Below are 14,009 nucleotides of genomic sequence, written 5' to 3' on the forward strand. Positions count from 1 at the left end.
TCTAGGTGGGATGCGGGGCGTCGTTACGCTCAGGCGACCGACACCTCGATGCGGTGCCACCCCTGGGCGCCGTCGGGCACGACGTCCGCCGGATCGGACGTCTGCGTCTCGCCGTCCGCGCTGATCGCCCGGCACTCGATCGTGTGCGCACCGCTCTCGGCCGACCAGTCGAGACGCCACTGCACCCAGGTGTCGTCCGAGATGGCGCTGGCGAGCTCGGCCGGACGCCATTCGCCCTCGTCGATGCGCACCTCGACGCCCTCGACACCCACGTGCTGCTGCCACGCCATGCCGGCGATGACGGCGTCACCCGACTCGATCCGAGTCCCGCGACTCGGCACGTCGATGCGCGACTGCAGCTTCACCGGCCCTCGCTCCGACCACCCGCGGTCGGTCCAGTACGCGGATGCCCGATCGAACCGGGTGACCTCCAGCTCGGTCACCCACTTGGTCGCAGAGACATAGCCGTAGAGCCCCGGCACCACCATGCGCACCGGGAATCCATGCTCTATCGGCAGCGGATCGCCGTTCATGCCGACGGCGAGCAGTGCGTCGCGGTCGTCGGTGAGCGCCTCGATCGGTGTCGACGCCGTGAACCCGTCGGACGACCGGGACAGCACCATGTCGGCGTCCGGGTCGACGCCCGCTCGGGCCAGCAGCTCGCGGACCGGATGCCCGAGCCAGAGGGCGTTGCCGATCAGGTCTCCGCCTACCTCGTTCGACACGCACGCGAGCGTCACATGCGACTCCTGCATCGGCAGGGCGAGCAGTTCCTCCCACGTGATCACGGTCTCTCGGTCGACCATCCCGTGGATGCGCAGCGTCCAGTCGGCGGGGTCGATCCGTGGAACGATCAGCGCCGTGTCTATGCGGTAGAACTCGTCGTTCGAGGTGACGACGGAGGCGAGACCGGGAATGTCGAGTTTGGCGCCCGCCGCCACCGCCGGCGCGGGGCTGACCGGACTCGGCAGTCGCAGCGCGCCGCGCACCGTCTCGATCGATCGGGTCACGCCGCGGGCCGCGTTGCCGATGGCGAGCGCCACGATGCCCGTGGCGGCGACGCCGACGGTCCAGAGCAGGAACTGACGGCGTTCCTCGTGCTCGGCGCGAAGATAGGGAATCGGATGCACCCTGCGCATGAGCAGCCGCAGGGCGACGACCGCGGTCACGCCGGCGACGAGACCGGGGAGCCAGGCGAACGGACCCGCGCCCGGGCGGATCATGGCGGCGACGAGGGCGAGCACGCCGAGCGCTGCGAGGATCGCGGATCCCACACCCGCTCGGCGGGACTCCAGGATGCCGGCGACAGCGGCCACCGCCACGAGCACGATCGCGATCCCGGTGAGCAGCGCGATCTTGTCGCCCGTGCCGAACAGCGCGATGGCCGCATCCTTCGCCCAGCTGGGGGCGAGATCGATCAGACCGCTGCCGATCACCGCGAACGGGCTCGCGCTCGGCTCGACCACCGCTGCGACGAGCTCCGCCAGGCCGACCGCGACGACCGCCGCGCTCAGGCCGGCGGCCGCCGATCGGAGCGTGTCGCCGCGCGTCGTACGGGCTGCATGGCTCATGATCCGAGGGTAACCCCGGGGCAGTGCCCCGGGGTCGTCCGGCTCAGAGCCCGTTGCGACGTGCGACCTCGCCGAGCCAGGCGAGCGAGGGCTTCGGGGAGCGCTCGAACGTCTCGTGGTCGAAGCCGATCAGACCGAAGGTCGGGCGGAACCCGCTGGCCCACTCGTAGTTGTCGAGCGCGCTCCAGTGCTGGTACGCCTTCACCTCGATGCCGTCGGAGATCGCCCGGTGCAGCCCTTCGAGAGCGCCCTGCGTGTAGGCGATGCGACGGGTGTCGTCGGCCGTCGCGATGCCGTTCTCGGTCACGAGCACCGGCACCCCGCCGCTGCGCTCCCAGGCGCTGCGGACGCCCATCTCGAGAGCTTCGGGGAAGAACTCCCAGCCGGTGAGCGTCGTCTCGACATCGTCCGCCACGGGCCGGGGGCCCTCGGGTCCGATGAACGTGCGGGTGTAGGCCTGCACGCCGACGAAGTCGTCTCCGGCCGACTGGTCGAGGTACCAGTGGTCGCGAGGGTCGCCGTATTCGGCGAGCATCTCGTCGGCACCGGGCTCACCCGTGGAGTGGAACGCCTGCGTCGCGATGGTCCAACCGGCCTGCACCCCCGAGACGGAGTGCAGGATCTCGGAGGCGCGGTGGTGCGCGTCGAGCAGCGTGTCGGCGACCGCGAGGTCGGGGTTCGGCAGACCGAAGGCGACGAGATTGGCCGCATCCTCTCCCCCGGCGAGCATCGCCGCGATGTTCGGCTCGTTGATCGTGCAGACGTACTTCACTCCCTCGAGGATCGGAAGCACCGTCTCCACGTAGCGGGAGAACAGGTCGACCGCGTCGTCCGCGCGCCAGAAGCCGTCCTTCTGGAACCACTGCGGCACGGTGAAGTGCATCAGTGTGACCGTGGGGTCGAGTCCGTTCTCGCGTGCCGTGTCGATCATGCGACGGTAGTGGTCGAGCATCGCCCGCGAGACGAACCCGCGCTCGGGCTCGATGCGGGCCCACTCCACAGAGAAGCGGTACGAGTTCAGACCCGCATCCGCCAGCAGACGCATGTCCTCCGGGTACCGGTGGAAGTGGTCGGCGGCGTCGCCCGAGGGCTCCACCATCGACGAACCAGGAGCGTGCTCCATGGCCCACCAGTTGCTGGTCGTGTTGTTCCCCTCCACCTGATGGGCTGCGGTCGCAGCGCCCCAGAGAAAGCCGTCAGGGAATGTGAGCACGAGTGCTCCTCTCTATTTCGAGATTCGGGATGGATTGGGCACGGCGTCGAGCAGCTGCACCGTGTACGGGTCCTCGGGGTGCTGGAGGACCTGAGAGGTCTCACCGCGCTCGACGACGCGACCGCCGTTGAGCACGAGGATGTTCTCGGTGACCAGCCGCGCGCTGAGCAGGTCGTGCGTGATGTAGAGCATGCTGATGCCCCACCTCTCACGCAGGTCCTCGAGCAGCGCGAGCACGCCGGCCCTCAGCGACACGTCGAGCATCGACACCGGCTCGTCGGCGATCAGCACCTGCGGATCGCTCGCGAGCGCCCGGGCGATGACCACACGCTGACGCTGACCGCCCGACAGCTGATGAGGCAGCTTGGCCGCGAACTGCTCGACCGGCGTGAGTCCTACCGTCTCGAGGAGCTCGAGCACTCGGGCTCGCGCCTCCTGCCCTCGGAGCGGCGTGTAGTTGCGGATCGGCCGACTCAGCGCGTACTCGACCGTGTGCAGCGGATTCAGCGCGGCATACGGGTCCTGGAACACCATCTGCACGTCCTTGCGCAGATCGCGGAGTCCCTTTCGTCTCAGCGTCACGACGTCGACATCGCCGAAGCGGACGGTGCCCTCGGTCGGCTTCTCTACTCCGGTGATGAGCTTCGCGATCGTCGACTTGCCCGATCCCGAGGCGCCGACGAGAGCCAGAGCCTCGCCGGGTTCGAGCCGGAACGACACGTCGTCGACCGCCACGACCGGCTTCTCACCGCGACGAGGAGCCGGGTAGCGCTTCGACACGCCCTCCACCACGATCGCGGCGTCCGCCCGGCGGGTGTCGCGCTGCGACACCGTGGGCAGGGTCTCGGTGAGGTCGGTGCGCGAATGCCCCTCGCGTCGCCGGGTGCCGAGGTCGACGAATCCGGGGATCGAGATCGACTCGGCTCGGGGGTCGGCGTAGTGGCTCAGCAGCATCCGCGTGTACTCGTCCTTCGGACGGTGCAGGATGTCGAGGCTCGGCGCGTCTTCGACGATCCGCCCCTCGTGCATGACCATCACGCGGTCGGTCGCTTCGAGCACGATGCCCAGGTCGTGGCTGATGAGGATCGCGGTGAAGTGCTCGGAGCGCTGCAGATCCTTGATCGTGTCCATGACGGCGTGCTGCACGAGCACGTCGAGGGCCGTGGTCGGCTCGTCGAACACCATCAGCTGCGGCTCGAGCGACAGCGCGAGCGCGATCGAGGCGCGCTGGCGCATACCGCCGGAGAGCTCACCCGGGTAGCGGGAGAGCACCACGGGGTCGAGGCCGACCTTGCCGACCAGCTCCCGCGCCCTGGCATCGCGGCTCTCCTTGGCGACGTGCCCGTGAGCCGCGAAGATGTCCCGGAAGTGGTTGCCGATCGTGCGCACAGGGTTCAGCGCGTTCATGCCCGACTGCAGCACCATCGCGAACCCGCCCTGACGCTGACGCCGCAGCTCCTCGGCGTCGAGTTCACGGATGTCGCGGCCGTCGAACAGGATGCGTCCGCCGCTGATGCGGGCCGGGGGCTTCTGCAGCCGTGTCAGGGCGAAGCCGAGCGTCGACTTGCCCGAGCCCGACTCGCCGACGAGCCCGACGAACTCGCCACGACGCAGCGTGAACGAGACGTCCTCGACCGCCGTGACCGGCGTCGTACCCGGAGAGGCGTATTCGACGGACAGCCCCTGGACATCCAGCAGCACGTCGTCCGTGCGAGTGTTCGCTTGCATGGCGCTCATCGGCCCTTCCCCTCTCGCAGGCGCGGATTGGAGATGCCGTCCACGCCGAAGTTGATCAGTGTCAGGCTCAGAGCGAGCAGGGCGATGCAGAGACCGGGGGCGAACAGCAGCAGCCACTGCCCGGTGAGCAGCGAGTTGGAGTTCTGCGCCCAGTAGAGCATGGTGCCCCAGCTGACGATGCTGGAGTCGCCGAGGCCGAGGAACTCGAGGCCCGCCTCTGCGAGGATCGCCGCGGTCGCCGCTCCGAAGAGCGTGCCCGCGATGATCGAGGTCATGTTCGGCAGGATCTCGCGGAACACGATGCGCGCCCGGCTGTCGCCCGAGAACTGCGCCGACGTGACGAAGTCGTTGCCCCGGAGCGACTGGGTCTGGCTGCGCAGCACTCGCGCACCCCAGGCCCATCCGGTGACGACGATCACCGCGATGATCATCAGGATGCCGCCGTTCTGCAGGTAGGCGGCGATGACGATCATGAGCGGGAGTCCGGGGATCACGAGGAAGAGGTTGACGATGAAGCCGACCACCTCACCCAGGAACCCGCGCATGTAGCCCCAGCTGAGTCCGATCAGCACCGCGACGATCGTCGAGAGGATGCCGGCTGCCATGCCCACCAGCAGGCTGATCTGCGAACCGTAGATCAGCTGGCTCAGGACGTCTTCGCCGGCGGCGGTGGTGCCGAGCCAGTGCGCGGCCGACGCGTCGGCGTTGCGCTCGAACGTGTTCTCCTTGGGGCCGTACGGCGCGAGCAGCGGCGCGAACACCGCGACCACGATGAACAGACCGAGGATGATGAGGCCCAGCCGGGCCTTGCCGTTGGACCAGAGGGTGCCCACCATCCGGGCGAACGAGCGCCACGGGCTGGGAGCCGCGATCCGGTCGGAGGGAACCTTGACATTCATGGTGGAGGTCATCGGCGGGTCCTTGGATCCAGCACGCCGTACAGGATGTCGACGAGGAAGTTGGCGACGAGCACGCTCACGGTGATCATCAGGAAGAGCGCCTGCATGAGCGGGTAGTCCTGCCCGATCACGGCGTTGAAGAGCAGATATCCGATGCCGGGATAGCCGAACACCTGCTCCACGAGGATCGATCCGCCGACGACGCCGCCGAGCGTGAGCCCGAATCCGGTGAGGTTCGGCAGGATCGCGTTTCGTGCGGCGTAGCGGAGGGCGATGGTACGACCGTGCAGGCCGTTCGCCTCTGCGAAGGTCACGTAGTCGTCACCGAGGGTGTTGATCATCGCGTTGCGCATGCCGATGATCCATCCGCCGAGCGACGTCAACAGGATCGTCACCGCCGGGAGGATCGCATGCTGCACGAGGTCGATGAAGAAATCCCAGGTGAAGCCCGGCGTGGTGGTCGCCGAATAGGCGCCGGTCGTCGGGAACCAGTGCAGCACGTACCCGAAGAAGAACAGCAGCAGCAGCGCCGTCCAGAAGTACGGGAAGGTGCTGAGGAACGACCCGGTCAGCGTCGGCAGCGAGTCCAACCAAGTGCCCCGGCGCCAGGCGGCGGCGGTGCCGATCAGGGTGCCGATCACGAATGCGAGGATCGTGACGATTCCGACCAGGCCGATCGTGTACGGGAGCGCGGTCGAGACCATGCTCGACACGGTCTGCGGATAGAACGTGTACGAGACGCCGAAGTCGAGTCGTGCCACCTGGCCGAGGTAGGCCACGTACTGGTCCCAGATCGACCCGGTCGGCACGCCGAGCTGGGCCTCGATCGCTGCCCGCGTCGCATCCGACACCGGACCGTTCTGCGACAGCTTCGCGATCGCGGCGTCGGCCGGCGAGCCGGGCATGAGACGCGGAAGGAAGAAGTTCAGAGTAACGGCCGCCCACAGCGTGAGGACGAACAGTCCGACCTTCTGAAGGACGTACTTCATCGGTCGTCCTCCTTCACGCGCTCGAGCCGGGTGAAGATGCCCAGCGGCGCCGAGTCGTAGTTCTGCGGAATCATGTACGGGTCGTCCTCTGTCGGCCATCCGGTGAACTTGGAATCGTTGAACAGGCCCCAGATGCCGCCGTAGTAGAGGCCGATGACCGGCATCTCCTCGTAGACGATGGCCTGCAGCTCCTGCACGATCTCGGTCTGGCGCGCGGGGTCGACGGTCTCGCGGTACTCCTTGAGCAGCGCGTCGGCCTCGTCCGAGCGGTACCGCTCGAAGTTGTTGGCGGTGGGTTCGCCGGACCCTGACGGCACGTAGAACTCGCTCGAGAGCAGGTTGTTGTACGCCTGGTAGACGTCGCCGTTGCCCATGCCGCCGATGGCCATCTCGAAGTCGCCGTTGCTGATGGCGCTCTGGTAGCCGGCAGGCTGAGGAAGCTTGAGCGTCACCTTGACGCCGACCTTCGCCAGCTGGCTCTGCACCGTCTGCGCGGCGCGGGTCCAGTCGGAGAAGCCGTTGGCCGTGGTCAGCGCGAACTCGAGCTGCATTCCGTCGGCGCCGATGAGGCGGTCGCCGTCGAGGGTGTATCCCGCTTCGGCGAACGCCGCGAGTGCGGCATCCGTGTCCTGCGTGATCATGCCCCCGTCGGGGATGCTCGGGTCGAGGAACTCCTCCTGGTTGGGAAGGACGAGCCCGGTCTGCCCTGCGGGCTCCATGTACCCCTCGGATGCGGTCTCGGCGATCTCCTCGCGATCGAGCGAGAGGGCGATGCCTCGGCGCACGTTGACGTCGTCGAACGGTGCGACCTCGAGGTTCGGCATCAGCCCGATCACGCCTCCCGGCGGGAACCACCAGGCGTTGTGCTCGCTCGCTGCGCCCCACGTGCCCTCGACATCGGAGATGAACGAGTACGCCCAGTCGTAGCCGCGCGTGACGGTGTCGAGCTGCGAGTTCGTGGACGGCAGGACGATGTGCTCGATCTCGATCTTGTCGGCCTGCCAGTAGTCGGGGTTCTTGTCCACCGAGTACTGCTGGTCGTTGTAGTTGCCGAGCACGAACGGGCCGGTGCCGACCGGGTTCTCGTTGCGATACGTGCCCGGATCCTTCACATCCGACCAGAGATGTTCGGGCACGATCATGGTCTGGCCGAGGATCGGCAGCGACGGCGCGTCATCGGTCTGCAGGTGCATGATGACGTCATCGCCGTCGACCTCGACGGTCTCGAGGTGCTGCCAGGCGCCCTTGATGTCGAGCGAGGGGTTGTCCTTGAGCAGCTGGAAAGTGAACGCCACGTCCTCGGGCGTCAGCTTCTCACCGTCGCTCCACTCGACGTCATCGCGGATCGTCATCACGATCGTGCGGGCGTCGGGCTGCGACCATTCGCTCGCCAGCCAGGGGTTCTGGGTTCCGTCGAGCGGGTTCACCAGGATCAGAGGCTCATAGATCCACCTCGACGCGGTGCGCGTGTTGGTGAGATACGGGTTGAAGTTCCGCGTGAAGAACGGGTTCCCCTTGTCCGCATTGATGAGCATCGTGTCGTCGCCGATCGATGGATCGGGCTGCGAACTGATCTGGATGCTGCAACCGCTGAGCACGACGGCTGCTGCCGCCAGTCCCACGATCGCGGCTCTCCGCCAGCGCCGGAGCATGTGCGTCTTCGCCACACTGCCACCTCATGTCGTCTGTGTCATGAAGGGGGTCCCGGGGGTCGGGGCGCCCCACGGCATACGCCGCATGAGCGATTGTAAGCGCATACATTTTGCGATTGCAACCCCTTGACAAGGGTTTCAGCTGCTCCCATAGCCCTCGGAGACAGGGATGGGAGCGGTGCCAAACTCGTGGCTACTCGGGGCGCTGCGAGCTCTCGCGGACGAGGATCTGCAGGGGCAGGCGCACGGTCATCGGATCGGCATCCGGCTGCTCGAGACGGCGCGCGAGCAGCTGCACGGCGGCGCGCCCGAGGTCGATCATCGGCTGGCGGACGGTCGTGAGCGCGGGGCGCGAGAGCGCGGCCGCCTCGAGCCCGTCGAAGCCGGTGACCCTTACGTCGTCCGGCACGCGGATGCCTGCGGAGTGGAACGCGTCGATCGCACCGAGAGCCATCTGATCGTTCGCCGCGACCAGCACAGACGGCACCCCGTGGGCGATGAGCCGCTCCCCCGCGGCGTGACCCGACGCGCGGGTGAAGTCGCCGCGGAGAACCGTCACGTCGTCGATCGCGAGCCCCGCCTCGGCGACCGCGGTCGCGAAGCCCTCCCAGCGCTGCGCGCCGTCGGGCGAGTCCTCCGGACCGCCGAGGAAGGCGATGCCCCCGGGGTCGGCCTGTGCGAGCACGAGACGCGTGAGCTCGGTCATCGCCTCGGCGTTGCTGACCGTCACGTGGTCATAGCTGTCGCCCCGCGCGGGGCCCGAGAGCACGACCACAGGGATCCGCTGAGCGAGCCGGGCGAGCACGTCATCCGGCACGCTCTGCGCCAGCACCATCAGCCCGTCGACCCGGCCGGCGATGTCGCGCACGGTCTCACGGGTGGGATCGTCCCTGCCTACGCCGATCATGAGCACGAAGCCCTGCTTCCACGCCTCGAGCTCGGCACCACGCAGCACCTCGTCGAGGAACAGCATGGTCGGATGCGGCGCATCGGCGTCCGCAGGCGCCTGCTCGACCGTGAACGGCGGCGCGTCGGCCTGTTCCTCGGCGAGCACATCGAGCACCGGCGCGTCCTCCGACGCGTCGAAACCCGGGAAGTAGAGGCCCATCACCCCGGTGCGCCTTTCGGCCAGGCCGCGCGCACTGCCGCTGGGCACGTACCCGAGCTCCGAGACGGTGTCGAGCACGCGCTCGCGCGTGGCGGGGCGCACGGCATCCGGCTGCCGCAGCACGCGTGACACAGTGGCGATCGAGACCCCGGCGCGCTCTGCGACGTCATAGACGGTCGCCTTCTTGCTCACGCTTGGTCCTCCTCCGGTCGCGTGTGCACCAGGGTACCCGCCGCGAGAGCAGAACGATCGCCGCGAAAGCGCACCGCATCGAGCGCCGCATGCACGGTCTGAACTCCGAGCGCCTCGGTGACAGGCGGCAGCCCCGGGAGAGTGATCCGCATCAGCAGCGGGCCGGTGAGCAGGTCGGCTATCCAGTCAGGATCCGAGTCATCCGAGATCTCGCCGCGGGTGACGGCCCGCGCCAGGACGACGTGCGTGAACGCACGACGCGGGGCGAGATAGGCGTCGACGAACGGCACGGCCTGCTCCGGACGCCCCTCGACGTGCGCGGCCCAGCCGACGAGACCTCGAGCGATGGCACGATCGGAGAAGAGACGAACCTGACGGCGTTGGATCTCGCAGAGGTCGCCCACCAGCGACCCCGTGTCGATGTCGGAATCGAGCCCATGCCGATCCTCGAGGAGTCGCGGAACGACCGACGCCAGGTCTCGAAATCGTCGGTAGAACGCGGGCTTGTTGGATCCCGCGCGGCGCACGACATCTTCCACCGAGACGCGTGCGTAGCCACGCTCCTCGACGAGCACCGCGAACGCGTCGAGGATCGCGCGATCGATCTCCCCTTTACGCGGCCTACCGCTCGATGTCATTATGTGACTCATCGTAACGTTAGGGGGTCGTGATGTACACGATGATCGTGCGCGCCACGGTGCGTGGTGTCTTCGCGAAGATCAATCGCGGCGATTACCACGCCATGGTCGACGGACTCGCCGACGAGTTCACCTATGTGTTTCATGGCGAACATGCGCTCGGTGGCCGGCGCACGACCGAGGACGCCATGAATCGGTGGTGGGAACGGACGCTGCGGCTGCTGCCCGGAGCTCAGTTCACCTTGCTGGACGTCCTCGTCAACGGACCGCCCTGGCGGACGAGGGTGGCGACCCGGGCTCGAGTATCGGGAGATCTGCCCGACGGCACCCGCTACGAGAACACAGTGTTCCAGTTCCTCACGTTGCGATGGGGCCGAGTGACGGACGTGGAGACGGTCGAAGACCTGCAGGTCCTGCAGCACGCGCTCGCCGTCGTCGCGGCCTCGGGAATCGACGAGGCCCTCGCCGAGCCCATCGAGGGCTGAGGCCCGCTATCGACGGATCGCCGAGATCTCGCCGTGAGGGCGGGTGCTGATCTCGCCCGGCTCCCGCCCGCGGGTCTCCATCGACACGACCTCGAAGCCCGCGTCGGCGAGGAGTGCGGCGAGCGCGTCGGCCGACCAGAAGTACGCCGGGGCGACGGCGTGCGCGAACGGCTCGCGCGGCTCTCCGTCGAAGAACCCGATCAGGATGCTGCCGCCCGATGCGAGCGCACGGGAGAACTCTGCGAAGATCTCGGGCACGGCCTCCGGAGGTGTGTGGATCAGCGAGTACCAGGCGAGGATGCCGCCGAACGACCCGCTGTCGAACGGCAGATCGCGGAACGAGCCGACCTCGAACGGGATACCGGGGTGCTGCATCCGCGCGGTCGCGATGAACTCGGCCGACAGGTCGACTCCCCGCACCTCGCGCCCGCCCCTGCCGAGGAACTCGGTCCAGTGCCCGGGCCCGCAGCCGGCATCGAGCAGCTGTCCCGGGGCCGCGTCGCGCCAGGCTGCGATGGACGCCCTATCCCGCGCGTCCATCTGCCCGATCGCGCCGGCCAGCTCGACGTACTCCGCGGCCCTGGCGTCATAGGCGGCCGCGATGCCGGCATCCGCGCCCATCAGCTGCGAGCGGCCAGCGCTGCCTGATACAGGTCGCGCGACGAGAGGCCTGTGGCCGCGGCGACCTCGGCGCATGCCTCTTTCAGGCGCACACCCGATGCCACGAGGTGTTGCACCTGCGCGAGAGCGTCTTCTGCAGAGGATTCCCGGTGAGGGGCGCCCTCGACCACGACGACGATCTCGCCCTTGACGCCCGCCGTCGCCCACTCGACGAGCTCGGCGGAGGTGCCGCGGCGCACCTCCTCGTAGAACTTGGTCAGCTCGCGGCACACGGCGATGCGACGGTCGGCACCGAACGCGACGCCCATGTCGGCGAGCGCCGACGCCAGCCGGGCGGGCGACTCGAAGAACACCATCGTGCGGGGCTCGACGGCGAGCGCCCGCAGGGTCGACCGCCGCTCCCCCGGCTTGCGCGGCAGGAACCCCTCGAACGTGAAACGATCGGTCGGCAGCCCCGAGATCGAGAGCGCCATCAGCACCGCGCTCGGCCCGGGGATCGCCGTCACGGTCACACCCTGCGCGACGGCTTCGGCGACGAGCGCGTAGCCGGGGTCGCTGATGGCCGGCATCCCCGCATCGCTCACGACGACGACGTCGGTCTCGATGGCGAGGGTCGCGAGCTCTGCCGCCTTCTGCTTCTCGTTGTGGTCGTGCAGCGCGATCAGCCGCGGCCGGTTCGTGATCTGCAACGCCTGCAGCAGCCGTCCGGTGGTGCGGGTGTCCTCCGCGACGACGACCTCGGCGTTCTCCAGCACTTCGACGAGGCGACGCGAGACATCACCGAGGTTTCCGATCGGTGTTGCGGCGAGGATGATCACCCGTCCAGCTTAGGCGGGGCCCATCGGCGGAGTGTCTAGGCTGGTGCGGTGACCGCGCCCCTGCCCCTGCTTCCTCCACCCGAGGAGCGTCTGACACGCTACGAGCGACTGCGCGACCGCGTCCTGCGGGATCCGGACTGGGGGCGCACGATGCGCTGGTTCGCGCCGCTCGTCGTGACCGCCCTGGCCGCGGTGCTGCGCCTGGTCAACCTCGGCCACCCGCACCAGCTCGCCTTCGACGAGACCTACTACGTCAAGGACGCCTGGTCGCTCTGGACCCTCGGATACGAGGGCACCTGGGGAAAGGACGCCAACGAGGCGTTCATCACACTGCAGGAGCTGCCGCTGTCGGACGCCGGATCGTTCATCGTGCATCCGCCCCTCGGCAAATGGCTGATCGCCCTGGGGATGGCTGTCGGAGGCCCGGACAACACGGTGGGCTGGCGCATCGCGACGGCTGTCCTAGGCACGGCCACAGTGCTGCTCGTCTACCTGGTGGCCCGCAGACTGACCGGCTCGCTCGTGGTGGCCACCGTCGCCGGCAGCCTGCTCGCGATCGACGGCCTCAGCATCGTGATGAGCCGCACCGCGCTGCTGGACGGTCCGCTCACGTTCTTCGTGATGCTCGGTGCACTGTTCATCCTGGTCGACCGCGAACGGTCGATACCCCTGCTCGAACGCACCGACCCCGACTCCCCCGAACCGATGTGGGGGCCCGTGCTCTGGCGACGCCCCTGGCTGATCGCCGCGGGTGTCGCCCTCGGCGCCGCATGCGCCGTCAAATGGTCCGGGCTGTACGCGCTCGCCGCCTTCGGGCTCTACGTCGTGGTGACGGATGCTCTGGCGAGACGCCGCGCCGGCATCGTGCTGTGGCCGACCGCCGCCGCGTTCCGCCAGGGTCCGGTGTCCTTCGTGTTGCTGGTGCTGCCGGCGCTCGCCACGTACCTCGTCAGCTGGACGGGGTGGCTCGTCACGGCCGGCGGCTATGCCCGTCAGAGCGATCCCAATCCGCTGATCGCGCTGTGGAACTACCACGAGGCGATCCTGAACTTCCACGTCGGTCTCAGCAAGGGCCACCCCTACGCGAGTCCCGCCTGGGAGTGGCCGCTGCTGCTTCGGCCCACAGCGGTCTGGGTGGGGACTGATCCTGCGCCCTGCGGCGTCGACCACTGCATCGCGGTGATCTCGACGATCCCCAATCCACTCATCTGGTATGTCGGCGTCGCCGCGGCGCTTTATCTGATCTACCGGCTCGTGCGCGGATGGATCGACCGCACGCCGGTCGGCCCCGCGTTCACGTTCCCGCTGGTCGGACTCGCTGCGACTTACGTGCCCTGGCTGCTGTTCCCCGAGCGCACGATCTTCCAGTTCTACACCGTGGCCATGGCGCCGTTCCTCGTGATCGCGCTCGCGGTCGCTCTCCGTCAGATCGGGGGCCGACGGGAGGACCCGCTGCATCGCCGCCAGTCGGGAGAGCGCACGGTGATGGTCTTCCTCGTCATCGTGCTGCTCGTCTCCGCGTTCTACTACCCGGTGTGGACAGGCATGAGCGTGCCCTACGACTTCTGGCTGCTGCACAACTGGCTGCCCGGCTGGATCTGATCCTCAGCCGGCGTCGCCGGCGACATGCTCGACCAGAGGCAGCACCCGCCCGGAGAGGTGCGTCCGCATCGCGATCGAGGAAGCCGTGCGAGCGACCCCCGGCACCAGAGCGACCCGATCGAGCACCTCCTGCAGCTGGGTCGCGTCACGGGCGACGAGCCGCAGCTGCATGTCGCTCGCTCCGGTGACCGTGTGCATGTCGACGATCTCGGGCACCGCATCGGCGAGGGCCGTGGCGACGTCGTCATGGCCGACCTTCTGATCGATCTCGACGAGGCAGAACGCGACGACGCCGTAGCCGAAGCCGGCAGGGTCGACACGCGGCACGATCGCCTCGATCACTCCGCCCTCGTGCAGTCGCGCCAGCCGGCTCGTGGCCGTTCCCCTCGCCACTCCCAGACGTCTCGCACACTCGAGGATCGGCAGCTGCGGAGACTCGGTGAGCATCCGGATCAGCTCGGCGTCGAGGCGATCGATGTGCACG

The 14,009-nt window shown here is 68.3% G+C and carries 13 protein-coding genes; 2 read left to right on the plus strand and 11 right to left on the minus strand.

Annotation, left to right across the window (positions count from 1 at the left end; genetic code table 11):
- Positions 1-29: 29 nt before the first annotated feature.
- From ACIP5T_RS15200 to ACIP5T_RS15235, 8 genes are all read right to left on the minus strand, one after another.
- Complete coding sequence (locus tag ACIP5T_RS15200; protein ID WP_400865211.1) at positions 30-1,571, minus strand: molybdopterin-dependent oxidoreductase; 1,542 nt, start codon at positions 1,569-1,571, stop codon at positions 30-32.
- 43 nt (positions 1,572-1,614) lie between these two features.
- Positions 1,615-2,784 (minus strand): glycoside hydrolase family 1 protein, encoded by a 1,170-nt coding sequence (locus ACIP5T_RS15205; protein WP_400865214.1) that lies wholly within the window; start codon positions 2,782-2,784, stop codon positions 1,615-1,617.
- Positions 2,785-2,796: 12 nt separating this feature from the next.
- Positions 2,797-4,521, minus strand: coding sequence for an ABC transporter ATP-binding protein (locus ACIP5T_RS15210; RefSeq protein WP_400865217.1), 1,725 nt, complete (start codon positions 4,519-4,521; stop codon positions 2,797-2,799).
- Positions 4,518-5,432 carry an ABC transporter permease gene (locus tag ACIP5T_RS15215; protein WP_400865220.1) on the minus strand — a complete coding sequence of 305 codons (915 nt, stop codon included), beginning with the start codon at positions 5,430-5,432 and terminating at the stop codon, positions 4,518-4,520. Before ACIP5T_RS15215 ends, ACIP5T_RS15210 begins: the two co-directional genes overlap by 4 nt.
- Positions 5,429-6,409, minus strand: coding sequence for an ABC transporter permease (locus ACIP5T_RS15220; protein ID WP_210098511.1), 981 nt, complete (start codon positions 6,407-6,409; stop codon positions 5,429-5,431). The genes ACIP5T_RS15215 and ACIP5T_RS15220 overlap by 4 nt, the downstream gene beginning before the upstream one ends.
- Complete coding sequence (locus tag ACIP5T_RS15225) at positions 6,406-8,076, minus strand: ABC transporter substrate-binding protein (RefSeq protein WP_400865224.1); 1,671 nt, start codon at positions 8,074-8,076, stop codon at positions 6,406-6,408. The genes ACIP5T_RS15220 and ACIP5T_RS15225 overlap by 4 nt, the downstream gene beginning before the upstream one ends.
- Before the next feature lie 178 nt (positions 8,077-8,254).
- Complete coding sequence (locus ACIP5T_RS15230) at positions 8,255-9,361, minus strand: LacI family DNA-binding transcriptional regulator (protein ID WP_400865227.1); 1,107 nt, start codon at positions 9,359-9,361, stop codon at positions 8,255-8,257.
- Positions 9,358-9,999 carry a TetR/AcrR family transcriptional regulator gene (locus ACIP5T_RS15235; RefSeq protein WP_400865230.1) on the minus strand — a complete coding sequence of 214 codons (642 nt, stop codon included), beginning with the start codon at positions 9,997-9,999 and terminating at the stop codon, positions 9,358-9,360. The genes ACIP5T_RS15230 and ACIP5T_RS15235 overlap by 4 nt, the downstream gene beginning before the upstream one ends.
- A 32-nt stretch (positions 10,000-10,031) precedes the next feature.
- Between ACIP5T_RS15235 and ACIP5T_RS15240 the strand changes: the two genes are divergently transcribed.
- Positions 10,032-10,484 carry a nuclear transport factor 2 family protein gene (locus ACIP5T_RS15240; protein ID WP_400865233.1) on the plus strand — a complete coding sequence of 151 codons (453 nt, stop codon included), beginning with the start codon at positions 10,032-10,034 and terminating at the stop codon, positions 10,482-10,484.
- A 6-nt stretch (positions 10,485-10,490) separates the two neighbouring features.
- On the opposite strand, the gene ACIP5T_RS15245 is transcribed toward ACIP5T_RS15240, so the two are convergent.
- Positions 10,491-11,105: a class I SAM-dependent methyltransferase gene (locus tag ACIP5T_RS15245; RefSeq protein ID WP_400865236.1), complete on the minus strand. Its 615-nt coding sequence runs from the start codon at positions 11,103-11,105 to the stop codon at positions 10,491-10,493.
- Positions 11,105-11,923, minus strand: a complete 819-nt coding sequence (gene rsmI, locus ACIP5T_RS15250) for a 16S rRNA (cytidine(1402)-2'-O)-methyltransferase (RefSeq protein ID WP_400865239.1) — start codon at positions 11,921-11,923, stop codon at positions 11,105-11,107. Before rsmI ends, ACIP5T_RS15245 begins: the two co-directional genes overlap by 1 nt.
- Before the next feature lie 48 nt (positions 11,924-11,971).
- On the opposite strand from rsmI, the gene ACIP5T_RS15255 reads away from it, so the two are divergent.
- Entirely contained in the window at positions 11,972-13,525 is a 1,554-nt protein-coding gene (locus ACIP5T_RS15255; RefSeq protein ID WP_400865242.1) for a dolichyl-phosphate-mannose--protein mannosyltransferase, read from the plus strand.
- Between the two features lie 3 nt (positions 13,526-13,528).
- On the opposite strand, the gene ACIP5T_RS15260 is transcribed toward ACIP5T_RS15255, so the two are convergent.
- Positions 13,529-14,008, minus strand: coding sequence for an Lrp/AsnC family transcriptional regulator (locus ACIP5T_RS15260; RefSeq protein WP_400865245.1), 480 nt, complete (start codon positions 14,006-14,008; stop codon positions 13,529-13,531).
- Position 14,009: the final 1 nt, after the last annotated feature.

This window comes from Microbacterium sp. NPDC088619 (assembly GCF_044752825.1).
Lineage (GTDB): Bacteria > Actinomycetota > Actinomycetes > Actinomycetales > Microbacteriaceae > Microbacterium.

Bases quoted from the DNA above. Each gene is read 5' to 3' on its own strand.
- ACIP5T_RS15200 (WP_400865211.1), bottom strand. From the start codon at position 1,571: ATGAGCCATGCAGCCCGTACGACGCGCGGCGACACGCTCCGATCGGCG.
- ACIP5T_RS15210 (WP_400865217.1), bottom strand. From the start codon at position 4,521: ATGAGCGCCATGCAAGCGAACACTCGCACGGACGACGTGCTGCTGGAT.
- ACIP5T_RS15215 (WP_400865220.1), bottom strand. From the start codon at position 5,432: ATGACCTCCACCATGAATGTCAAGGTTCCCTCCGACCGGATCGCGGCT.
- ACIP5T_RS15220 (WP_210098511.1), bottom strand. From the start codon at position 6,409: ATGAAGTACGTCCTTCAGAAGGTCGGACTGTTCGTCCTCACGCTGTGG.
- ACIP5T_RS15235 (WP_400865230.1), bottom strand. From the start codon at position 9,999: ATGACATCGAGCGGTAGGCCGCGTAAAGGGGAGATCGATCGCGCGATC.
- ACIP5T_RS15240 (WP_400865233.1), top strand. From the start codon at position 10,032: ATGTACACGATGATCGTGCGCGCCACGGTGCGTGGTGTCTTCGCGAAG.
- ACIP5T_RS15245 (WP_400865236.1), bottom strand. From the start codon at position 11,105: ATGGGCGCGGATGCCGGCATCGCGGCCGCCTATGACGCCAGGGCCGCG.